This window comes from Corynebacterium sp. LK2590 (assembly GCF_040946105.1).
Lineage (GTDB): Bacteria > Actinomycetota > Actinomycetes > Mycobacteriales > Mycobacteriaceae > Corynebacterium.
Genome location: NZ_JAYWMH010000001.1, coordinates 51,242 through 73,560 on the forward strand (window position 1 = coordinate 51,242; position 22,319 = coordinate 73,560).

Genomic DNA, 22,319 nt, shown 5'->3' on the forward strand with positions numbered 1-22,319 from the left:
ACGGCCGACTAAAACGGCCGATTAGGCGGCGGGTTCGCCGGGGTTGACCGGAACGACGAGCAGGCCGTCGTCGGCCAGATCCTGAGAGAAGTTCTGCGCGCGCTCGGCGGAAACGTAGGCGATCACCGAGTTGGCCACCCCGGCCGCGGCCGCCCGCGCTGCCACCGCGCCGCGGGCCGTGACCAGCTCGGCGACTTCGGCGGCCACCGGCAGGTGGTAGATACTGCCCAGGGCCGACTGCGACTGGTGGATTAGCGGCAGCAAGTCGGCGCCGCGGCGAGACCGCAGCGAGCGCGCGATGCCCAGGGCGCGGTCGGTCTCGGCGGCGTAGAAACCGAGCCAGCTGGCGGCATCGGCGTGCTCGGGGTGGTCCTGTTCCGGGTGCACCTCGTGGACCGCATCCAGCCAGTCCAGCACGCGCGAGGACGCGTCCGGCAGCAGGCGCAGGCTGTCCGTGCCGAAGGCGTGGCAGGCGTTGTCAACGAAGCGCTGGCGGATGCGCAGATCCACCCCGATCTGCGGATCCGGGCTCGAGTCCGGGACCGCGACGACGAAGGCGTGCAGCTTGTCGCCCAGCGGGTGCGGGGCCTGGGTCACCGAACCGTCGGCGTAGTCGATGATGGAGACCTGCCGGCCGTTGCCGCGCAGGGCTGCCGTGTGGCGGGCGCGCAGTGCCGGCAGGGCCGCGAAGGAATCGACGGCCTGGGAGCAGACCTCGGCCAGGCGGGCGCGCAGCGGGGCATCGTGGGGATCCTCGTTGCCGCCCAGCATGGCTAGGGCCACGGCGACATCGGCGGCCGCCAGCCCACCCAGGCCGGAATAGGTCGGGATGTCCGTGACCACGGTGATGTCCACGCCGGTGGTCTCGCGGGAGAGCAACTGCCGGGAGACCATCGTGCTAACCACGCCGCCGAAGCGCTCGGCCAGCCCCCCCGTCGGGAACGGCGGCGGGACCGGCTGCCCGGACTCGTCGACGCTGGGCTGCTGTGCCGCGGCCAGTTGGGACAGGGTGTCGAGCGTCGTCGATTCCTCGCGCACCTGGGGCTCGCCGGGCCCGTCGACGCGGTAGGTCACGGTGATGGTCGAATCCTCGCGCGGGCTGACGGCCGCCGCGGCGCGCAGATCGGAAAGCCCCGCGGCAACGATGCCCCCGTAGTGGTCAACGTGCTCACCGATGAGCAACCAGGTTGCCGGCGCGCTGGCCACGTGGGCGGCTTCTACGCCCACGCGTTGGTGGTGGGCGGCGCGGGCTTTATCGACAACGTGGTCGGTCGGGGCGGGCCAAAATGGCATTGCGGGGGATACTCCTTCATTCACGGTCGCACTCGCTCGCCGTCGCATCGATGGGGATTGGGCGCCGGCGCACGAGAAGTCCTAACAGAAACATTCTAGCGGCGCGGACAAGAACCGATGGGTACTGTGGGATACCGCGGGCGATAACCCGCGCTAAATCGCTTAATAAACCCCGTCAAACAAGGAGGCTTAGACCATGGCCGAGCAGGATTCGCAATGGTATTTCAACCCGTCCACCGGTGAGGTTACCCAGGGCCCGCAGGATTCCTGGGACAACCGGATGGGGCCGTACTCGTCTGAGGAAGAGGCCCGCAACGCGCTGAAGACCGCGGCGGAGCGCAACGCCGCGGCCGATGAAGCCGAGGAAGTAGAAGACGACTGGGGCAAGCCCGCCCAGTGGGACAAGTAACCTACTTCAGCTTCTTCTTCAGCGGCTTGAATGCCGACTTAGTCTGATCGAAGGACTCGGAGTAGTCCTCCAGCGCCTCCAGACCAATCTGGCGCTCGCGCTGGTACAGCAGCCCGTAGCCGAAGGTGTCTTCACCCCGGCTGCGGGCTGCTTGCGCGAGCTCTAGCAGCTTGTCGCGGGAGGTCACCGAGTCCTGGAAGTCGCCCAGTACAGACTGCATCTGCTTGCAGGCCTTGTACAGGCGCTTGGTCTTGAGCTTGGTCGCCGAGCCGGCGGCCTCAGCGGCGTAGCGCAGCTTCTTGGCGGCCTTGCGCATGTCGTGGAAGTAGTCTTCGCGCTCGTGCAGGCTGAGCTCGTCATTATCCCAGTTGATGATCGCCTTTTCGTGGCGCTTGACCAGCTTGCGGTAGGCCTTGGCCAGGTGCCGCGCCATGACGGTTTCCATGTCCTCGGGCTCAGCCGGTTCTGGCCGCTGCGGCTTTTCGGTCTCTGCCTCGGCGGGCACAGACTCAGCGGCTTCTGCGGGCGCTGTCTCCGACGCGGTTTCGGCCTGCGGCTCGGTCTCTGCCGGCTGGGCCTCCACGACGGGCGGGTGGGCCAGCAGCTGGTCTAGGTCATCGAGCAGCTCGAGGTAGCGGTCGGAGTTGAGCGCGCCGATGACGCGCCGGTGGGCGCGGCGGTAGGCGGTGCCCATGTCGTGGGCGATGTGCCGGCGGGTGTTGTCGTCCAGGGTGTCGGAGTCTTCCTCCTCCAGCAGGGACTGCCAGCGTTCCTCGACGACCTCGGCGTCGCGGGCAACGCCCAACATGGCGGCCAGTTCCTTGAGGTTGGCCTCGATCTTTTCGATCTCCGGGCCGGCCACGATCCCGTGGAAGGTCTGCAGGTGGCTGCGCAGCTCGCGGGTGGCCACGCGCATCTGGTGGACGGAATCCCACTCGTCGGCGCGGACCTTCGGGTCGTATTCGACCAGCTTGTCGCGGTTGGCCTGCAGGGCCTCGACGACGGCCGCCGCCGGGGAATCTTCCTCCACGTCCGGGGTGCGCAGGGCCGGGGGAAGCGGGGCCTGGTCCTTGGAGCGGCCGAGGGCGGACGACAGCTTCGACGGGGAGGCGGACACCCGGGCCCCGGCGCCGATGAGCAGGGAAGTAGCAGAGCGGATGATCTCGCTGCCGCGGTCGGTGCCGGCGGTTTCTGCGGCCAGCTCCAGCTCCCATTCGCGCCAGGTGGACTGCTGGCCGCTGGGCAGGAAACTCCAGGCGGTGACGTGGTCGTCGCAGAACTCGGCGACCGGGCGGCCGTCGTCGCCCAGCAGCAGGGTCTCGGTCCGGTTGTTATCAACCTGGGCGATGGGGGAGACCGGGTGGTTGCGCACGATGGCGCGGACATGGCTGAGCAGTTCTGCCGGGACGCGGTATTCGCCGTCGACGGGCTCACCGAGCTCGGCGCGGACCTCGGTGCGGCCGGTCGAGCCGGGCAGCTTGATGTGCCAGCCGTCGTCCTTGCCGCCGGTGCGGCGCCGCAGGGTGATCTTGTTGCGGGTCAGCCGCAGGTCTTCGGTGTCGTAGTAGATGGCGGATAGGGACTGTTCGGTGGATTCCCCATACCCGGCGACGTGGGCCAAGCGCGTCAGATCCGGGGTGGGGGTGGATTCCGCGACTGCGAACTTCGCCTCGATCTCGAGGAAACTGCTGGTTGCCATGGGTGCCCTTTCCTTGTAAAGACTGCTGTGCCTATTAGCTGCGATCATACCCGGCTGAATATTTATGCGTGCCGGGGCCATCACCCGCCGGCGCGGAATCCGGAAAGCGTCGGCAGCCGGTGGGCCCGCCTCTGGCCCCACGATGGGGTTAGGCGCTCAGCGCACGCTGGTGGGGCGCCAGACCGGAGGAGTCGCCGCCCAGGTGGGAGCGCTCCGCGGCGCTGGCCCCGGCGCCGGCTCCCAGCGGGTTGTTCATCGACAGGCTCGACTGGTTGGTGTGCGGGTAGACCTGCTCGAGGGCCTCCTGAGCCGCGGCCATGCGCTCAGCCAGGACGGGCAGGAGGCCGTCGCCGTCCGCGTCCCCGTCGGCGCTGGCCGCACCGGCGCGGTTGGCCTCCTCGAGGAGCTCGGAGATGCGCGCGGCATAGGACAGTCGGAAGCTGCGGCGGTAGGAGGCGGTCTGGCTGAAGTACTTGGCCATTTCGGCGTCCGCGCCGTTGCGCATGTGCCAGTCGCACTGGCGGTTGAGGTTGGCAAACAGGTCCGCGGTGTGTGCGCAGTCGTCGGGAGCGCCCACCAGCACGGCCAGGCCGCGCTTGTCCACCAGCAAGGCGGTCACCGAGTTCGCCGCGGCGATAACGCTGAGCAGCACGGCCTGGTAAGCCACCCAGGGCGCGTGCAGGTGCACGCGGTGGGCAATACAGGCGGTGGCCTGGTCGGCGCCGGCGGAGGCCTCCGCCAGGCGGTATTCCTGGCGCAGTTGCTGCGCCTTGGCGATGAGGGTTTCGGCCTCGTCCAAAAACTCGGTGGACTCGGCCTTGCGCAGCAGGGCCTCCACCTTGCCGGCGGCCTTGCGCTGCGCCGACGTCATGGCGGCCTCGGCGGCCTGAGAAGGATCCAGAAGCTCCCAGTCGGGCAGGCTGGGCAGGGACTTGAAATCCTCAAAGAGTTGGTCGATGGCCTCATCCGGGACGGTGGGATCGGTCGGCGGCCCGATGGTCAACCAGGCGTGCCGGAGCGCCGGGCTGGCTACGTGCGCCGGGATACGGGCGGCGGCGTAAAAGACCATCTGGTGGGTATAGGGCCCACAGATGTGGATGAGGTCCTCCGGCCGCCAGCCGGCGCGGGCGACAAGGATGAGGAAATCGGCTAATTGCTCAAGGCGGCGGTGGTAGCTAAAACGCATGGGGCTAAAGGTTCCTTTCGTCTAAACGGTAGTGAGTGCGTTGGGTGCTGTGGTGGCCTTATCCGACCACGCCGGGCGTGGGGCATCGGCGGCAGCTTCCCCTGCTTGCTACCCCCGCTTACTGACCGCAGGCGGGCAATGTGACCACCCTGCAATGGCCCACCGGACTGGTCCGCGACAAAGCCCACTACGGCCGGGCCGGCCTACTAAGGTGGAATCCATGAACAGCCAACATGAATTCGTGCTGCGTACCGTCGAAGAGCGGGACATCCGGTTTATCCGCCTGTGGTTCACCGATATCCTGGGCGCGCTCAAGTCCGTGGTGATGAGCCCGTCCGAGCTGGAATCCGCCTTCGAGGAGGGCGTGGGCTTCGACGGATCCTCCGTGGAAGGTTTTTCGCGCATCTCCGAATCGGACACGATCGCGCTGCCGGACCCGTCGACGTTCCAGATCATGCCCTTCGACCGCGACGAGCCGGAGCTGCAGTCCGCGCGGATGTTCTGCGACATCGCCCAGCCCGATGGGCAGCCGTCGATGGTGGACCCGCGCCACATCCTGCGCCGGCAGGTCACCGCGGCGGCCAACGAGGGCTTTACCTGCATGGCCTCGCCGGAAATCGAGTTTTACCTGCTGCAGCAGCGCCCCGAGGCAGAAGACCTGCTGCCCACCGACAACGGCGGCTATTTCGACCAGGCCACCCAGGACGCCGCCCCGCGCTTCCGCCGCCAGGCCATGCTCTACCTGGAGGAACTCGGCATCGCCACGGAGTTTAGCCACCATGAGACCGCGCCGGGCCAGCAGGAGATCGACCTGCGGCACGCGGACGTTATCACCATGGCGGATTCCATCATGACCTTCCGCTACGTCATCAAGAAGGTCGCCGCCGACCTGGGCGTGCGCGGCACCTTCATGCCTAAGCCCTTCGAGGAATACTCCGGCTCCGGCATGCACACCCACCTGTCCCTGTTTGAGGGCGAGTCCAACGCCTTCCACGACCCGGATGATGAGTTTTCGCTGTCGACGACGGCCAAGCAGTTCATCGCCGGCATCCTGGAGCACGCCAACGAGATGTCCGCGGTGACCAACCAGTGGGTCAACTCCTATAAGCGCCTGATGTTCGGCTCGGAGGCCCCGGGCTCGGCGACCTGGGGCGTGTCCAACCGCTCCGCGCTGGTCCGCGTGCCGACCTACCGGCTGACCAAGGAGGAGTCGCGCCGGGTGGAGATCCGCTCGGTGGATTCCGCGATGAACCCCTACCTGGGCTACGCCGTGCTGCTGGCCGCCGGGCTCAAGGGCATCCGGGAGGGCTACGAGATGGGAGATCCGGCCGAGGACGACGTGCACCAGCTCACCCGCCGGGAGCGCCGGGCGATGGGATATAAGGACCTGCCCATGTCGCTGGACCAGGCGCTGCGCCACCTGGAAAAGTCCGACTTCATGGCCGAGGTCATGGGCGAGCACGTCTTCGAGTTCTTCCTGCGCTCGAAGTGGGATGAGTGGCACGCCTACCAGCGCCAGATCACCTCCTTCGAGCTGCGCCACAACCTGAACTACTAAGCCTTTACCGACCCAAGCGAAAGGGGCAATTGACTGTGCGCGCGACGGTACCTTCCCCGGCCACCCTGGGGCTGACCCGGGAGAGCGCGGCCGCCGACCTGGAGTGGCTGGGCTGGAACAACGCCGAATCCACCGAGCTGCTCTGGTGCCTGGCCGCGGCCGGGGACCCGGATCTGGCGCTCAACACGGTGATGCGCCTCTACCAGGGCCTGGATGATTCCGGCCGCGAGCTGGATCAGCAGATGCGCACCAACGAGGCGCTGCGGGTGCGGCTGCTGGCGCTTCTGGGGGCATCGACGGCGCTGGGCGATCACCTGGCCGCCGAGCCGGAGCTGTGGCGCCAGCTGGCCGAGCCTTTGCCGGAGCCAGACGAGATGCTCGCGCAGCTTCTGGGCGCGGTCGATGCCCGCCCCGCGCAGTTCGCCGCCGAACTCGACCGGCCGGACACGGCGAGTGCGCAGCTGACCACCCCGGGCAGCTACGTTGCGGGCACGACGGGCCAGGACGCCACGCGGGCGCTGAAGTCGACCTACCGGACGCTGATGATGCGCGTGGCCAGCCACGACCTGGCGGGCACGTTCTATTCGCGCAAGGGGCAGTCGAGCCCGCAGCCGCGCATCGAATACTCCACGGTTACCCGGCTGACCACGGCGCTGGCGGACGCGGGGTTGACCGCGGCGCTGGCGGTGGCCACGGCGACGGTCTATGGCGAGGACCCGCTCGATAGCCAGCTGGCCGTCATCGCGATGGGCAAGTGCGGGGCCGGGGAGCTCAACTACATCTCCGACGTCGACGTCATCTTCGTGGCCGAGCCCTTGAGCGAGGAAGACGACGCCCGGCTGGGCAAGGCGACGCGGGTGGCCTCGAAGTTCATCCAGATTGGCACCAAGTGCTTCTTCGAGGTGGACGCCAACCTCCGCCCGGAGGGCAAGTCCGGGGCCCTGGTGCGCACGCTGGACTCGCACGTGAAGTACTACCAGCGCTGGGCGCACACCTGGGAGTTCCAGGCGCTGCTCAAGGCCCGCCCCCAGACCGGCTACCTGCCGTTGGGCCAGGACTACCTGGACAAAATCGGGCCGATGGTCTGGTCGGCCTCCCAGCGCGAGTCCTTCGTGGAAGACGTGCAGGCCATGCGTCGCCGGGTGCTCGACAACGTGCCCGAGGACCTGCGCACCCGGGAGCTTAAGCTGGGTGCGGGCGGCCTGCGGGACGTGGAGTTTGCCATCCAGCTGCTCCAGCTGGTCCACGGCCGCTCCGACGAGAGCCTGCGCGTGCTGTCTACCGTCGACGCCTTGGCCGCCCTGGTCAGCGCCGGCTACGTCGGCCGCGAGGACGGCAACCAGCTCATCGAGGCCTATGAATTCCTGCGGCTGCTCGAGCACCGCCTGCAGCTGGAGCGTTTCCGCCGCACCCACACCATGCCACCCAACGATGACGCGGACGCGTGGAAGTGGCTGGCCAAGATCTCCGGGTTCACGCCCACGGGCCAGCGTTCTGCCGCCCAGATGATGGCGGCGACGCTGCGCACCATCCGCCACCGGATTTCGCAGCTGCATTCGCGCCTGTTCTACCGCCCGCTGCTGCACTCGGTGGTCTCCATGAGCTCCGCGGAGCTTAAATTGTCGCCGGAGGCCGCGAAGCTGCAGCTGGCCGCCCTGGGCTATAACTACCCGGACCGCGCCTTCGAGCACCTGACCTCGCTGGCGGCGGGCAGCTCCCGCAAGGCCAAGATCCAGGCGATTTTGCTGCCGACGCTGATGGAGTGGCTGTCTGGCACCGCCGATCCGGACATGGGCCTGCTCAACTACCGCAAGCTGTCGGAGGCGGCCTTTGACCGCACCTGGTTTTTGCGGATGCTGCGGGACGAGGGCATCGTCGGCCAGCGGCTGATGAAGATCCTGGGCACCTCGCCGTACACCGCGGATCTCATCATCGCCGCGCCGGATACCGTCAAGTTGCTCTCCGACGGCGCCGCCGGGCCGAAGCTCATGGACGCCCAGCCGGAGCAGGCCTTCAAGGCGCTGGTCAACTCCACCAAGCGGCACGCCGACCCGGACAAGGCGGTGGCCGTGGCGCGTTCGCTGCGGCGGGTGGAGCTCGCCCGCATCGCCGCCGCGGACCTGCTGGGATTTATGCCGGTCGAGCAGGTCTGCCGGGACCTGTCCCTGGTCTGGGACGCGGTGCTGGAAGCCGCCCTGCGCGCCGAGATCCGCGCCTGGCTGCGCGCTCAGGAGGAAGCGGCAGCCGAAACCGCCGAGGCACCCGCCGGCACTGAGAACACTGAAAACGCTGACGATGCCGACGCTGCGCCGGCCGCGCAGCCGGTGAGCCCGCCGGCGCGAATCGCCGTTATCGGCATGGGCCGGCTGGGCGGCATGGAGCTGGGCTTCGGCTCGGACGCGGACGTGATGATAGTGGCCGAGCCCGCGCCGGGCGCGGACGAGACCGCCGCCATCAAGTGGGCAATCGGGATCGTGGACAAGATGCGGCGCCGCCTGTCCAAGCCCTCGGGCGATCCGCCCCTGGAGGTCGACCTGGGCCTGCGCCCGGAGGGCCGGTCCGGGGCGGTGGTGCGCACCATCGCCTCCTACGAGCGCTATTACGACCAGTGGGGCGAGCCCTGGGAGATGCAGGCGCTGCTGCGCGCGGCCTTCGTGGCCGGCGACAAGGACGTCGGGGAGAAATTCCTGGAGGTCATCGACCGCTTCCGGTACCCCAGTGAGGGCGTGAGCCAGTCCACCATCCGCGCTATCCGGCGGATGAAGGCCCGCGTGGACAACGAGCGCCTGCCGCGCGGGGCGGACCGCAACACCCACACCAAGCTGGGCCGCGGCGCGCTGACCGATATCGAGTGGACGGTCCAGCTGCTGACCATGATGCACGCGCACGAGTTCGCCCAGCTCCACGACCCGTCGACGCTGCGGGGACTCGACGCGCTGGAGGAGTGCGAGGTGCTTGACGCCGAGCAGGTGGCCAGCCTGAGGGAGGCGTGGCTGATGGCTACCGATGCCCGCAACGCCCTGGTCTTGGTCCGCGGCAAGCGCGTGGACCAGCTCCCGCAGCCGGGCCCGCAGCTGGCCCAGGTGGCCGGCGCGGCCGGCTGGGCGCCCGAGGACAACCAGGAATTCCTGGAGGCCTACCTAAAGCTGACCCGGCACGCCCGCCGCGTGGTCGACGAGGTCTTCTGGGGCGAGGCCGAATCCTTCGAGCACGATTAGCAGGCGGCGGCCTCCCCTTAGGGGGTCGCCCGGATTTCGCCCTGATTTTGCTGGCAAAGTCGGCTTTTGCCTAGGCAAGCCGAGTTAGTCTTCCTAGACTGGGAGGTGCCGTCCACGGTGGCTGGCCCCATATACGGCCCCACCGCGGACGCGGCACCAACGCGAACTAAACCCACCACCAGCGGACCTAGAGTAGAGGAGAAAAATAATGGCACTGCGGATTTCTTTGGATCTTTCGGCGGCTACCTTTCGCGACTTAAGCGGATTTATGGACTCGGCGCGCGCGGCTGGCGCGGGCGCGGATACGGAGCTGAAGGTAGAAGACGACAAGCTCATCATCAGCATCGAGGGACCTGCCGGGCACAACCGTCCCGAGGCGCCGCACCAGGTGGTCGACGAAGACGGCCGCGGCGTCGACGAGCGCAAGCCCAACTTCGGCCCGGTGGGCGAGCAGGCCATCCGCAGCGTGATCGATATCTTGAGCGGCCGGCAGGAGCCGCCGCGCCGCGGTGATAGCTTCGGGCACTTCTAGGCGCTAGAATTCCCGAGAGTTCAGCACTAGTATTTGTTCATTCGATTCTCTATTAGTTCAGGCAAGGGGCCAGCATGGCAGGCACAGAACCCACCTCGCCTTCGCACCACACCCCGGCGGAGCAGCCGGCGGGGACCGCGCAGGCGGTGCGCGGGCCGGCGGACGGGCATCGTCAGCAGTGGGTCGTCGCCGGGGCCGTGGCCGTCCTGGCCCTGATCTTCGCGCTGGTGGCGGTCTGGTTTATGTGGCCGCTGAACACCACGCACCAAGGCCGCACGGTCGGCGACGCCGCCTCCCTGGCCACCGGGCCGGAGACCACCGCCCCGGACGAGGAAGAGGAAGAGCCGCGCCCGGGCTACCGCCTGGTCGAGCTGGCCGAGGCACTGGGTATCCCGGAGGCCGCCATGCCCAAGCAGGCCTTCGAGGCGGGCGATAGCCGGGAGCAATCCCGCGAGGAGCTCGAGGCGGTCATGGACACCGCCGTCAGTGAGGGCCGCCTGAGCGAGGACGAGGCTGAGGCAGTGCTCAAGGCCTTCGACGAGGGGCTCATCGAGGGGCAGTCCGGCCCGCTGGTGGCCAGCAACGACGACCAGTAGCGCGGGGCCGGGCAACCGGCAGCGAGATGGCAGGAACCGGCCACCGCCCACACAGACGCGACGCTTATTCTTTCCCTTAGAAGATAACGGAAAGGTAACGTTTATGTCCTGTTCTTACACCGCCCGCCGGCGCTGGCAGACCCTCGGGATGCTGGCAATCGCACTGGGAGTGCCGATTTTAGGCGGCGTGGCCATGGCGGCCACGGTCAACGATTTCGTGGTGGCCGGGGCCGGAGCAGCCGAGACGTACCTGCCGTTTACCAGTAGGGTAGGGCTGCACCCGGCCAGCGCCTTGCCCCCTGGCAGCGCCGAGACTGGGCTGGTTGAACGGATAGCCGATGCGCTGCCTGCCCGGCTGCGCGAGCTCTACTAGGGAAGGTCGTGGCCCGACATGCTGACAACGGTGGCGTTCCGGCCCTTTGAGCAGCGCCGGCACCGCGCGAGTAGCGCCTACGTGTGGGAGCTGCCGATAACCCGTTACCTGCAGGAGTTCGGCAAAATTGACTTTCGCAGCCCGGTGACGTTCTTCGCCGGCGAAAACGGCGCCGGCAAGTCCACGCTGCTGGAGGCCATCGCCCTGAGCGCCGGTTTCAGCGGGCGGGGCGGCCCGCTGCTGCCCGAGGGGGTCAAGGGGACCAACACGGAGTCGGAGCTGTCCCACTGGCTGGCCCTGCGCTTCGATGAGGCGGTGCTGCGCGGGTACTACCTGCGCAACGAGACCCATTTTGACCTGCTGCGCGACGAGTCCGAGCGGGCCGCCAGGCGCAACAACCTCAGCCGGGGCGTGGACCTGATGAAGCGATCCCACGGCGAATCTGTCTTCGATATCCTCGGCGAATACGTCGACGGCCGCGGGCTCTACCTCATGGACGAGCCGGAGGCGGGCCTGTCGGTCATCCACCAGATGGCGCTGCTCGCCGAGATCGACCAGGCTGTCCAGCGCGGCGCCCAGTTCCTCATCGCCACGCATTCACCCATCCTGCTGGGCGTGCCCGGGGCGCAGATCTTCCAGTTCGACGACTTCGGCCTGCAGGACGTGGCCTACCGTGAGACCGACGCGTACCGGGCCACCCAGGAATTCATCGCGGAACCGGAAGCGGTCGCGGAATTTTTGACCCGCCCGGAGCTAGACGAAGAGGACAGCTGAAAAGACCCGGAAGCGGTTATTCCGGCAGGCGGGTGATGCGGATGCGCGGGCCGGGCTCGTCTTCGCCGCGGCGGAGCCAGCGGGTAAACAGGATGCCAGTGACGCCGACGGACCACACCGCCAGAATGGCCCAGGCGGCGTAGCGGAAATCGCCCCACTCGTAGGCCGCGCCCTGGGAATGGGAGTCCAGCAGGAAGGCGAAGGACTGCGCGCCCAGCATGCCGGCGATGAAGCCGCCCATATTGCCCAGGCCGGTGGCGGTGGCCACCACGTCGCGGCCCAGGTGCTCGCGGACTAGGTCGAAGCCGTAGTTCGCGGACGGGCAGCAGAGGGCGATGATGAAGGCGAAGCCTAGGGCCGCGGCCAAGCCGCGCGGTTCCGAAGTGGAAAAGAACCACGCCCAGAACAGCACGTGGAGGGTGGAAAAGCCGACGGCGATCAGGTCGCGGGCGTTGCCCGTGCGCGCGGAGATCTTGCCGTGCAGCGGGCCGATGAGCACGAGGAAGACGGAGTTGATGGTCAGCACCAGGCCGGCGGAGGCCTCCGACAGGCCCATGCCGAGCGTCATCAGGGGCACGCCCCACATCATCACCACGACGATCTGGAAGAACATGTTGGAGTAGTGGATGAAAAACGCCTGCCAGGCCACCGGGGAGGTCACCACGGATTTCAGGCGCTGGGGGATGGACAGCGCCTGGGAGTTGGGCTGGACCTCGACGACCTTTTCCTCGTAGACGCCGGCCTTCTCCGGGGAGTCGGCCACCGCGACGGCCGCGGCCAGCGCGATGATAATGCCCACCGCGCCCAGGCTGACAAACGCCGCCGTCCAGCCGGTGGCCCCCAGCAACCAGAGGAAAGGTACCGCGGAGAGGAACTGGCCCAGCTGGCCCAGGGAACCGGTGACCTGCGTGAGCATCGGCGTGCGGTGTAGCGGGAACCAGTAGGGCAAAATGCGCATGACCGACAGGAACGCGGTCGCGTCCCCGCCGCCGATGAGCACGCGGGCGCCGATGGCCACCCAGTAATTAGTGGTAAAGCCCAGGATGACTTGGCCGATCCCCATCACCACCGCGCCGACGACCAGCATGTTGCGCGGCCCGAAGCGGTCGATGGCAATGCCAGTGGGGATCTGGGCCAGGGCGTAGACGCCGACCTGGACGGAGGTGAACACCGCGATCCGGGAGGCGTCGACCCCGAAGCGCTCGATGGCGTCGACGCCGGCCACGCCGAAGGAGGTGCGCCCGGTAATCGCCACGATGTAGACCAACACCGCGGCCACCCAGACATACAGCGCCTTGGTGGTGATGACTTCCCGCGGGTTGGGGCGGTGATTCTCAGGAGTCGACATGGCCGCTTAGTTTACTACCGCGCGAATTTTTGTCGACTGGGGACCGACGGGCACGGCGCCGCGGCGGGCCCCGGCAAGGGAAGGGATAAAAGGGGCCCCGAGCACGCCCGGAACCGCTAGACTTAGCCGCGTGGATTATATTTCGACGCGTGATGTGGACCAGGTTCCGGCCAAATTTACCGATATTCTGCTGGGCGGGCTCGCCCCGGATGGCGGTCTCTACCTCCCGGAGCATTACCCGCAGCTGGATGATGAGCTGCTGACCAGCTGGCGCACCCTATCCGATAAGAAGGGCTACGCCGCGGTCGCCGCCGAGGTCTTGAAGCTGTATATCGACGATATTGACCCGGCAGACCTGGAGCAGATCGCCGCGCGCGCTTATACCTACCCGAAGTTTGCTTCCGAGGAGATCGTGCCCGTCACCGAGCTGGGCGACGGCCTTTTTATCGGCCACCTGTCGGAGGGCCCGACGGCCGCCTTCAAGGACATGGCCATGCAGCTGCTCGGTGAGCTCTTCGAATTCGAGCTGGCGCGCCGGGAAGAAACGCTGAATATTCTGGGCGCGACCTCCGGGGACACCGGCTCCTCGGCGGAATACGCCATGCGCGGCCGCCCCGGCATCCGGGTATTCATGCTGACCCCGGCCGGGCGCATGACCCCGTTCCAGCAGGCGCAGATGTTCGGACTGGATGACCCGAATATCTTCAACATCGCGCTGGACGGCGTCTTCGACGACTGCCAGGACGTGGTCAAGGCCGTCTCCGCGGACGCCCAGTTCAAGCGCGACTACCGGATCGGCGCGGTCAACTCCATCAACTGGGCCCGGCTGCTGGCCCAGGTGGTCTACTACGTCTCCTGCTGGCTGCGGGTGACCGACAACAACCAGCAGAAGGTCTCCTTCTCCGTGCCCACGGGCAACTTCGGCGACATCTGCGCCGGCCACATCGCCCGCCAGATGGGCCTGCCCATCGACACCCTGGTGGTGGCGACCAACGAGAACGACGTGCTGGACGAGTTCTTCCGCACGGGCAACTACCGCCCGCGCCCGGCCGCGGAGACCTTCAAGACCTCCTCGCCGTCGATGGATATTTCCCGCGCCTCTAACTTCGAGCGCTTCGTCTTCGACCTGACCGGCCGGGACGCCGCCCAGGTGGCCGACTGGTTCGGCACGAAGGTCAAGGAGGGCGGCTTCTCCGTGTCCCCGGAGCTTTTGGAAGACGCCCGGGAGGGGTTCGGCTTCACCTCCGCCAGCTCCACGCACGCGGACCGGCTGGCCACCATCGCGGACGTCGACGAGCGCTACGGGGTGCTCATCGATCCGCACACCGCCGACGGCGTCAAGGCCGCCCGCGCGGCCCAAGAGGCCGGCGTGGATACCCCGATCATCTGCCTGGAGACGGCCCTGCCGGTCAAGTTCGCCGACACCATCCGGGAGGCCACCGGCCGGGAGCCGGAGGTGCCCGAGCGTTTTGCCGGTATCCTGGAGGCGGAACGTACCGTGGCGGACTTGCCGAACGATGCCGCCGCGGTCAAGGACTACATCACCCGCTCGATTGACACCACGGAGGTCTAACAATGGCACAGGAACAGTTCGCTGGGCCCGAGTACCACACGGAATTCGATCCGGAGAAGTTCCTGCGTGACCTGCGGGCCCAAGCGGCCGAGGAAGAGGACGAGACCACCCCGGACGATGGTGCTTCGCAGAGCTAGCCGCGGGGTCCTCGCGGCCGCCGCGGTGGTGGCGCTGTCCAGCGCGTGCAGCCTGCCGGTAGAAGACCCGCTGGAGGAGACCAGCCAGCGCACCGCGCCCGCGACGGATCTGGGCGCGGCGGCGGAGCAGACCAAGCTCCCGCCGCGCGAAGACGAGATCCTTACCCCACAGTTCGCGCCCGTGCCGCCGGGCGCGGCCATCCACCTGTCCGTGCAGACGCCGCAGCCGGGGGAGTATTTCAGCTATCAGCTGTGTAGCGTCGCCTACTCCTTCAGCCTGCCGGACGGCCGGTCCTTTGCCGTGACGGCATCGCACTGCGGCAAGGTCGGCGACCAGGTGTGGGCCGCGGATGAGTACGGCGAGTTTTCCTACCCCGCGGAGCCGGTGGGCCAGGTGGTCTACTCGGATTTTTACGCCGCGGACACCCACCACCTGGACGTGGCCTTTATCGAACTCAACGAGGCGGGAACCTCGGGTCAGATTCCCTTCCACACCGCCGAGTCCTTGGAGACCAATATCGCCACGCAGCTGGCGCAGCTGCCGGACCAGGCCTGCAAGCTGGGCGGATCCACCCACAAGACCTGCGGGGAGGTGACCCACCTACCGGAGCTGAGCAAGCTCAATGCCGACGGCGAGCAGCTCGAATCCGAGTCCGCGCGCGCCCGCATGTGTGCGCGCACGGGCGACTCGGGCGGGCCCGTCTACGCCGAGCGCGACGGCCGGCCTGTCATCATCGGCTTGGTCTCCGGCACCACCGAGCGCATGGACGGCGGCACGACGTGCGAGGACTACCCGGACATGGAGCTCTCCTTCACCCCGGCGGTGGAGGTCCAGCGGTTGGCCGACGGGCTGTGGGGCGAGGTAGCCCGCGCCGACGCCGGCACCCCTTAAGGTCGCTGCGTGCCGTAGGCTAGGGGTATGGCAACCCCGGATTTCATTGTGTCCCTGCGTGAAAAGATCGGCCACGACCAGCTCTTCCTGCCCGCCGTGACCGCCATCATCGTGCGCGGCGTGCCGGAGGGCGCGCCTCTGTGGGAGGTACCCACCGTGCTGTTGGCGCGCCGGGCGGATAACGATAAGTGGGCCCCGGTGGCCGGCATCGCCGAGCCGGGCGAGGAGATCAGCACCACCGCCATTCGGGAGGTCGCCGAGGAAGTCGGCCTGGAGGCCCGCGTCGAGGCCCTCCTGGGCGTCGGCCAGGTCGGCCCCGTGGAATACGGCAACGGCGACAAGTGCCTGTTCATGGACACCACCCTGCGGCTCAGCGTGCCTGACGATGCCGTCCCGCACCTCGCCGACGACGAAAACACCGAGGTCGGCTGGTTCTCCGTGGCGCAGCTGCCGCAGTCGCTCACCGCCCGCCACCGGATGGTCATTGCGGACGCGGTCGCGCAAATGAAGCACCCCGCCGGCTTCCGCCCCCGGATCGGCTACGCTAAGCGCAACTAGGTGGCCCGATAAGCTCCCGCAGTTGCTCGGGGCTGTCGGCGAAGGCGAAGCTATCGATGCCGTTGTCGACCTCTTCGCGGCCATGGATTCGCCCGCAGACGACGATGTCGACCGCCCCGCGCGCCGGGGTGACCAGCAGCCGGCCGCGGGCAGCCAGCGCGTAGAACAGGCCGGCATCGCCCGCGCCCCACGCCCAGGCCGTCGCGTAGACGTCGCGGGCGCCGTCCCCCAGCCAGGACGTCTCCAGCACCAGCCCTGGGCGGGTCAGGTAAATCCCGCCGCGCTCCAAGGGCCCCAGCACCTGCCGCACCGCCGCCACGTCGGCGGTCTCCAGGGCGACGAAGGTGAGGGGGTTGGACATGGAAACGAACCTAGCACGACCGTGGAATACTAAGGTGGTGGCTTTGGCGTCAATCACGGCCGGCCGTTGGATACAGCAAAGCCGGCGCCCACGAGGGACGCCGGCTGGGGGCAGGAAAGCCTGCGGAAGGCTAGGGGACTAGCAGTCGAAGTACATTTCGTACTCGAGCGGGGTCGGGCGCAGGCGGGCCGGGGTGATTTCCTCGTCTTCCTTGAGCTTGATGTAGGACTCGATGAGGTCCTCGGTGAAGACGTCGCCCTCGGTCAGGAAGTCCATGTCGTTGCGCAGGGCCTCCAGGGAGGCCTCCAGGGAGGTCGGGGCCTGCGGGATGGAGGCGGCCTCCTCCGGCGGGAGCTCGTAGAGGTCCTTGTCGACCGGGGCGTGCGGCTCCAGGCGGTTCTTCACGCCGTCGATGCCGGCCAACATCATGGCAGCAAAGCCCAGGTACGGGTTGCCGGACGGGTCCGGGGCGCGGAACTCGATGCGCTTGGCCTTCGGGTTGGAACCGGTAATCGGGATGCGGATGGCCGCAGAACGGTTACGCTGCGAGTAGACCAGGTTGATGGGGGCCTCGAAGCCCGGCACCAGGCGGTGGTAGGAGTTCAGCGTCGGGTTGGTAAAGGCCAGGACCGCGCCAGCGTGGTGCAGGATGCCGCCGATGTAATAGCGGGCGGTATCGGACAGGCCGCCGTAGCCGGACTCGTCGTGGAAGAGCGGGGTGCCGTCCTTCCACAGGGACATGTGGGCGTGCATGCCGGAGCCGTTGTCGCCGGCCAGCGGCTTGGGCATGAAGGTAGCGGTCTTGCCGTAGGCTGCGGCGGTGTTCTTGATGATGTACTTGAAGGACTGGACATCGTCAGCCGCGTGCAGCATGGAGTTGAAGCGGTAGTTGATCTCGTTCTGACCGCCGGTGCCGACCTCGTGGTGGAAGCGCTCGACGTCGAAGCCGGCGTCCTGCAGGTTGCGGACCATGGCGTCGCGGACTTCGCCGGTCTTGTCGTACGGCGCGGTGGGGAAGTAGCCGCCCTTCACGCGGGTCTTGTAGCCGGTGTTCGGGGTGCCGTCGATGTTGGTCTCAGCGCTGCGGTTCCACCAGCCCTCGTCGGAGTCGACCTTGAAGAAACCCTCGTGGACGTCGGTGGAATAGCGCACCGAGTCGAAGATGTAGAACTCGGCCTCCGCGCCGAAGAAGCAGGTGTCAGCGATGCCAGTGGAGTTCAGGTACTCCTCGGCCTTGCGGGCGATGTTACGCGGGTCGCGGGTGAAGGGCTCGAGGGTGAACGGGTCGTGCACGAAGCACTTGATGTTCAGGGTCTTCTCGGTGCGGAACGGGTCGATCATGGCCGAGGACGGATCCGGCAGCAGGGTCATGTCGGATTCGTCGATGGAGGTGAACCCGCGGATGGAAGAGCCGTCGAAGGCTAGGCCCTCGGCGGCGGTGTCCTCGTCGAACTCGGAGGCGGGGATGCTGAAGTGGTGCTCGATGCCCGGGACATCGGTAAAGCGGATATCGACAAAGCGGACGTCTTCGTCCTGAATAAACTTTACGATGTCCTGAACGGTCTCGAAAGCCATGGTCATGCTCCTGAAAATTTTGAGATAAAAATGGGCTCTAGGTAAAGATTTTACGCGCTGCCCAAAGACATTTGAGGAATTGCCTTACCACTTTAACAAATCACCTATTGCGCGATAGATTTCGGTATTTCTGGGCGTGGCTTTCCTTCCCCGGTGTGCCCCCGCTAGATTAGTGGCTATGGCTGACAAGAAAACGTGGCTGGACGGCCCGAGCATCCCTGGTGAGTATGATTCCGCCGAGGCGGTTTCCCGGTGGCCCGGGGAGCTACTGGGCCTGCCGAAAAGCGGCTCGGGCGCGCAGGCCTCGGTCATGCGCCGCGCGGGCGGGGTGCTGATCGACTGGGTCATTAGCATGGTCCTGGCCATCATCATCACCCAGTTCACCGACGCCCTCGGTGCGGCTGCCGCGCTGGGGTATGGCATCTGGATCATCCTGGGCATCGTCTGCGGCTGGCTTTTTGCCCGTACCCCCGGCATGGCGGCGCTGGGCATGGGCGTGGCCCGCGTCGACGCTCCTGGCACCCGCGTGGGCTTCTGGCGCGCGGCCGTGCGCACGCTGCTCACGGCCGTCTTCTTCCCGGCCGCCATGGTCGACGCCGACGGGCGCGGCATGCACGACCGCGGTACCGGCACCACGGTCATCATGGCTTAATTTTTTTAGCCTGGCGTACCAAAACGGCGCCCGCCTCCCTTCCCGAGATAGTTCGGGGCCGGAGGCGGGCGCCGTTTTTATCTGGCGCGGGGACCTTATTTCTTCTTGCGGCCGGCGGCGCGGCGCATGCGGCGGTTCATGCCGGACATGTTGCGGGCCTGCTGGGGCATCGGGCCCTTGGGCACGCCCGGCATCTGGCCCGGCAGGGAATCCATGGCCTCGATGCGGCGGGCGTTGGCGTAGACCTCGTTCTTGTTGTAGTTACGCGGCAGGCGCATGATGTGGCTGCGCAGCTTGGCCAGCGGCACTTCGCCCTCGCCTTCACCGACGTAGACCTCGTAGACCGGCACGCCGGCGGCGAGCTTATCGATGCGCTTTTTCAGCTGCCCCACGGTCGCGGCCAGGCGCTTCTTGTCGCCCTCGCAGACCAGCACGACGCCCGGGTTACCGATGACGCGGTGGACCAGGTCCTGGTGGCGGGTCACCGCGATGCCCTGCTCGACCTTCCAGACGATGCCGACGGTGTTGCGCAGCTGGTTCTCCAGCGCGTAGCCGGCCACGCCCTTCTGGTCTTCGACCTTTTTGTACATGTCGCGCTCGAGGCGGCGGGTGAAGATGAACATGGCCAGCAGCACACCCAGCGCCAAGCCGATGGGCAGCATGAACCACTGCCCGTTGAAGAGCATGCCGATGAGGAAGAAGAGCAGGCCCAGGCCCAGGAAGGCCAGCAGCATCAGCGGGATAAGCGCCTTATCCTGCTTGCGCTGCATCTGGAACGCCTGCCACATCTGGCGGCGCGTCTGCTTGCCCTTTTCGCGCTTGGCTTTCTTCTCTGCCTTCTTAGCGGCCTTGAGATCGGCCTTAGTATTTCCCTGTGCCATGCCCTCTACTCTAAAGGGTTGTGCCCACAAACTGGAAACGGGGCCGCGCTTTCGCGCGGCCCCGCAACGGTTAGAAGTCAGCTAAAAGGTAGACAGGTGAGTACCTGGCGGTGGCTTAGCTCTTGACGCGAGCGGTCACCGGGGTCTCCTCGGACGGGCCGTACTTGTCCAGCAGCGTGGAGGCCTCCTGGGCGGTCGCGCCCTTCGAGGTCTCGGCCAGGTGGGACAGGTGGGCGGGCAGCTCGCGGCCGCGGGCCTCCATGGCCTGCACGTACAGGCGGCCGGCGCGGTAGGAGGAGCGGACCAGCGGGCCGGACATGACGCCGCCGAAGCCCAGGGACTTGGCCAGCTTCGAGTGGGAGACGAACTCCTCCGGGCGGACCCAGCGCTCGATGGGGTGGAAGCGCGGGCCGGGGCGCAGGTACTGCGTAATCGTGATGATGTCGCAGCCGGCCGAACGCAGGTCGCGCAGCGCCTCCTCGATCTCCTCGGCGGTCTCGCCCATGCCGAGGATGAGGTTGGACTTAGTGATCAGCCCGTAGTCGTGCGCCTGGCGGATGACATCCAAGGAGCGCTCGTAGCGGAAGGCCGGGCGGATGCGGCGGAAGATGCGCGGGACCGTCTCCAGGTTGTGGGCGAAGACCTCCGGCTCGGCCTCGAAGACCTCCTGCAACAGGTCCGGCTTGCCGGAGAAGTCCGGGGTGAGGTTTTCCACGCCGGTGTGCGGGTTCAGCTCGTGGATCTTGCGCACCACCTCGGCGTAGAGCCATGCGCCCTCGTCCGGCAGGTCGTCGCGGGTCACGCCGGTGATGGTGGTGTAGTTCAGGTCCATCTCCCGGATGTTCTCTGCCACGCGGCGCGGCTCGTCGGTATCCAGGGCGTCCGGCTTGCCGGTCTTGATATCGCAGAAATCGCAGCGGCGAGTGCAGGAGTCGCCGCCGATGAGGAAGGTGGCCTCGCGGGATTCCCAGCACTCATGAATGTTGGGGCAGCCGGCCTCCTGGCAGACCGTGTGCAGGGAGGCGCCGGCGACGCGGTTGCGCATATCTTCGTAGCCAGGGCCGGTGCGCACCTGGTTACGGATCCATCGGGGTTTCTGCTCGATCGGAGATTCCGCATTCTTTTTCTCGATGCGTAGCAGCTTCCGTCCTTCAGGCTTAATAGTCACGTTGTCTACCCTACGTTGTTGAGTTGGCGAAGTGGAAAATGTCCGGTCTTCCGGGGCATCCGGCACGCCGGGATGCCTCAGTCACAACCACTAAAGCGGTGTGATCATTCCTGGCCGGCGGCCGGGGTCGTTCGTTCGGGGGTGGCGGCCTGCTGCCGGGCGCGCCGGCGCGCCTCGTTGGCCAGCTTGGTCGGATCCGGCGCGGAACCGAAGGTGTGGTCGGCGACGACGAGGCGGCCCGAGAGGGCATCGTCAAGCGCGCTCAGCAGCGGCTCCGTGGCTTCCTCCAGGCCGACGTGGCGGCCGAGCTCGAGGGACAGGGTGGTCACGTCGGCGTCGTCGATGCCGCAGGCCACGATGTGCTCGTAGAACTCGAGGGTGTTGCAGCAGTTCAACGCCAGGCCGTGCATGGTCACCCCGCGGGTAATCCGGATGCCCAGCGCGGCGATCTTGCGGTCGCGGTGCGGGGCCTGCGGGTCCTTCGGCTGCGTGGTGGACGGCACCCAGACCCCGGAGCGGCCGTCGATGCGCCCGGCGGTGGTGACCCCCATCTGGCGCACGGTCTGGATGGTGGCTTCTTCCAGCCGGCGGACGTAGTCGACCACGTCGACGGGTTCGGCCAGGCGGATGATGGGGTAGACCACGAGCTGGCCTTCCCCGTGCCAGGTAATCCGGCCGCCGCGGTCGACGGTGATGACGGGCTGGCCGTTATCCGGCATGTCGGATTCCATGGTGCGCTTACCGGCCGTGTAGACGCTGGGGTGTTCGACCACCAGCACCGTGTCCCCGATATCGCCGCGGGCGCGTTGCTTGGCCAGGTCGGCCTGCAGGTCCCAGGCTTCCTGGTAGTCCATCCGGCCCAGGTGGCGGATGTCCAAAGGCGCGTTGTCGGCGCGAATGGAGCGGTCGGCGGGGAAGAAAGGATCGCGCGGTGCAGTCATAGATACCCATTGTAATTCGCTTGGCCCGGCAGTCCACGGGCGGCTGCCCAACTGGGTATACAAAAGCGCCCCCAGCAAGCGGTAACGCCACCGTGTAAATCCACAGGCGGGTTACCGGCCTTGCCGGGGGGCGGGCGCTGTACGGGGCCAGCGCGTCGGTTCTAGATGCCGTTGGCGGCGGCGTAGTCGGCGGCGGTCATCAGCTCGCCGGCCTCGGAGACCTCGACCTCGAAGAGCCAGCCTTCGCCGAAGGGATCGTTGTTGATGACGGAGTAGTCATCGTGCACGCCCTCGTTCACGGCGGTCACGGTGCCGGTGACCGGAGCAAACAGGTCGGAGACGGACTTGGTGGACTCGACCTCACCGCAGGAGTCGCCTGCGGTGATGGAGTCGCCGACGGCCGGCAGCTCGGCGAAGACGACCTCGCCCAGGCGCTCAGTGGCGACCGAGGTGATGCCCACGCGGACGGTCTTGCCCACGACGTCGTCCGGAGCGGCAGCCAGCCACTCGTGGTCCTCGGAGTAGGAGTAGTTATCAGGCAGGTTGGCCATGGGTAAAAGTCCTTTCTGAAAGGATCGGGCGTTATCGGGCTTTA

General features: G+C 67.2%; 21 protein-coding genes and 1 pseudogene. 12 read left to right on the forward strand and 10 right to left on the reverse strand.

All coding sequences use genetic code 11. The annotated features are described in order from the left end of the window. Positions 1-21: 21 nt before the first annotated feature. Positions 22-1,293 carry a galactokinase family protein gene (locus VVR85_RS00230; protein ID WP_368518979.1) on the reverse strand — a complete coding sequence of 424 codons (1,272 nt, stop codon included), beginning with the start codon at positions 1,291-1,293 and terminating at the stop codon, positions 22-24. A 196-nt stretch (positions 1,294-1,489) separates the two neighbouring features. On the opposite strand from VVR85_RS00230, the gene VVR85_RS00235 reads away from it, so the two are divergent. Next, entirely contained in the window at positions 1,490-1,702 is a 213-nt protein-coding gene (locus VVR85_RS00235; RefSeq protein ID WP_368518980.1) for a hypothetical protein, read from the forward strand. 1 nt (position 1,703) lies between these two features. Here VVR85_RS00235 and VVR85_RS00240 read toward each other — a convergent pair whose 3' ends face one another. Together VVR85_RS00240 and VVR85_RS00245 are read right to left on the reverse strand one after the other, a co-directional pair. After that, the gene (locus VVR85_RS00240) at positions 1,704-3,401 is read right to left on the reverse strand and encodes a CHAD domain-containing protein (RefSeq protein WP_368518981.1); all 1,698 of its coding nucleotides are present in this window, start codon (positions 3,399-3,401) and stop codon (positions 1,704-1,706) included. Positions 3,402-3,549: 148 nt separating this feature from the next. Beyond that, the gene (locus VVR85_RS00245) at positions 3,550-4,587 is read right to left on the reverse strand and encodes a DUF2786 domain-containing protein (protein ID WP_368518982.1); all 1,038 of its coding nucleotides are present in this window, start codon (positions 4,585-4,587) and stop codon (positions 3,550-3,552) included. Between the two features lie 220 nt (positions 4,588-4,807). Here VVR85_RS00245 and VVR85_RS00250 point away from each other — a divergent pair, with 220 nt between their 5' ends. From VVR85_RS00250 to VVR85_RS11180, 6 genes and pseudogenes are all read left to right on the forward strand, one after another. Beyond that, a complete protein-coding gene (locus VVR85_RS00250; protein ID WP_368518983.1) occupies positions 4,808-6,145 on the forward strand; it encodes a glutamine synthetase family protein in 1,338 nt (445 codons plus the stop codon). Positions 6,146-6,180: 35 nt separating this feature from the next. Further along, positions 6,181-9,363, forward strand: coding sequence for a bifunctional [glutamine synthetase] adenylyltransferase/[glutamine synthetase]-adenylyl-L-tyrosine phosphorylase (locus VVR85_RS00255; RefSeq protein WP_368518984.1), 3,183 nt, complete (start codon positions 6,181-6,183; stop codon positions 9,361-9,363). Between the two features lie 208 nt (positions 9,364-9,571). Next, a complete protein-coding gene (locus VVR85_RS00260) occupies positions 9,572-9,895 on the forward strand; it encodes a hypothetical protein (protein ID WP_368518985.1) in 324 nt (107 codons plus the stop codon). 74 nt (positions 9,896-9,969) lie between these two features. Further along, entirely contained in the window at positions 9,970-10,491 is a 522-nt protein-coding gene (locus VVR85_RS00265) for a hypothetical protein (protein ID WP_368518986.1), read from the forward strand. Between the two features lie 103 nt (positions 10,492-10,594). After that, positions 10,595-10,864, forward strand: coding sequence for a hypothetical protein (locus VVR85_RS00270; RefSeq protein WP_368518987.1), 270 nt, complete (start codon positions 10,595-10,597; stop codon positions 10,862-10,864). An 18-nt stretch (positions 10,865-10,882) separates the two neighbouring features. Further along, positions 10,883-11,116, forward strand: a pseudogene (locus VVR85_RS11180) (AAA family ATPase); the annotation flags it as partial. 538 nt (positions 11,117-11,654) lie between these two features. Here VVR85_RS11180 and VVR85_RS00280 read toward each other — a convergent pair. Then, entirely contained in the window at positions 11,655-12,986 is a 1,332-nt protein-coding gene (locus tag VVR85_RS00280) for a nitrate/nitrite transporter (RefSeq protein ID WP_368518989.1), read from the reverse strand. A gap of 130 nt (positions 12,987-13,116) precedes the next feature. On the opposite strand from VVR85_RS00280, the gene thrC reads away from it, so the two are divergent. Genes thrC through VVR85_RS00300 form a run of 4 tightly spaced genes read left to right on the forward strand, consistent with a single transcriptional unit; the run spans position 13,117 to position 16,146 of the window. Continuing rightward, the gene (gene thrC, locus VVR85_RS00285) at positions 13,117-14,559 is read left to right on the forward strand and encodes a threonine synthase (RefSeq protein WP_368518990.1); all 1,443 of its coding nucleotides are present in this window, start codon (positions 13,117-13,119) and stop codon (positions 14,557-14,559) included. Positions 14,560-14,561: 2 nt separating this feature from the next. Continuing rightward, positions 14,562-14,696, forward strand: a complete 135-nt coding sequence (locus VVR85_RS00290; RefSeq protein WP_290222556.1) for a hypothetical protein — start codon at positions 14,562-14,564, stop codon at positions 14,694-14,696. Continuing rightward, positions 14,677-15,588, forward strand: coding sequence for a trypsin-like serine protease (locus tag VVR85_RS00295; protein WP_368518991.1), 912 nt, complete (start codon positions 14,677-14,679; stop codon positions 15,586-15,588). Before VVR85_RS00290 ends, VVR85_RS00295 begins: the two co-directional genes overlap by 20 nt. A 27-nt stretch (positions 15,589-15,615) precedes the next feature. After that, positions 15,616-16,146, forward strand: a complete 531-nt coding sequence (locus VVR85_RS00300) for an NUDIX domain-containing protein (RefSeq protein WP_368518992.1) — start codon at positions 15,616-15,618, stop codon at positions 16,144-16,146. Here the strand turns inward: VVR85_RS00300 and VVR85_RS00305 are convergent. Then, on the reverse strand, positions 16,133-16,507 hold the full coding sequence (locus VVR85_RS00305) for a hypothetical protein (RefSeq protein ID WP_368518993.1): 375 nt from the start codon (positions 16,505-16,507) through the stop codon (positions 16,133-16,135). The genes VVR85_RS00300 and VVR85_RS00305 overlap by 14 nt on opposite strands. Positions 16,508-16,645: 138 nt before the next feature. After that, positions 16,646-18,082: a type I glutamate--ammonia ligase gene (gene glnA, locus VVR85_RS00310; RefSeq protein ID WP_368518994.1), complete on the reverse strand. Its 1,437-nt coding sequence runs from the start codon at positions 18,080-18,082 to the stop codon at positions 16,646-16,648. Between the two features lie 178 nt (positions 18,083-18,260). On the opposite strand from glnA, the gene VVR85_RS00315 reads away from it, so the two are divergent. After that, positions 18,261-18,734, forward strand: a complete 474-nt coding sequence (locus VVR85_RS00315) for an RDD family protein (protein WP_368518995.1) — start codon at positions 18,261-18,263, stop codon at positions 18,732-18,734. 95 nt (positions 18,735-18,829) lie between these two features. Here VVR85_RS00315 and VVR85_RS00320 read toward each other — a convergent pair whose 3' ends face one another. The 4 genes from VVR85_RS00320 to gcvH all read right to left on the reverse strand — a co-directional run bounded on the left by VVR85_RS00320 (position 18,830) and on the right by gcvH (position 22,275). Beyond that, on the reverse strand, positions 18,830-19,615 hold the full coding sequence (locus VVR85_RS00320) for a DUF4191 domain-containing protein (RefSeq protein ID WP_368518996.1): 786 nt from the start codon (positions 19,613-19,615) through the stop codon (positions 18,830-18,832). Between the two features lie 115 nt (positions 19,616-19,730). Beyond that, a complete protein-coding gene (gene lipA, locus VVR85_RS00325; RefSeq protein ID WP_290222535.1) occupies positions 19,731-20,783 on the reverse strand; it encodes a lipoyl synthase in 1,053 nt (350 codons plus the stop codon). 104 nt (positions 20,784-20,887) lie between these two features. Then, on the reverse strand, positions 20,888-21,724 hold the full coding sequence (gene lipB / locus VVR85_RS00330; RefSeq protein WP_368518997.1) for a lipoyl(octanoyl) transferase LipB: 837 nt from the start codon (positions 21,722-21,724) through the stop codon (positions 20,888-20,890). A gap of 161 nt (positions 21,725-21,885) precedes the next feature. Further along, positions 21,886-22,275, reverse strand: a complete 390-nt coding sequence (gene gcvH / locus VVR85_RS00335) for a glycine cleavage system protein GcvH (RefSeq protein WP_290222530.1) — start codon at positions 22,273-22,275, stop codon at positions 21,886-21,888. Positions 22,276-22,319: the final 44 nt, after the last annotated feature.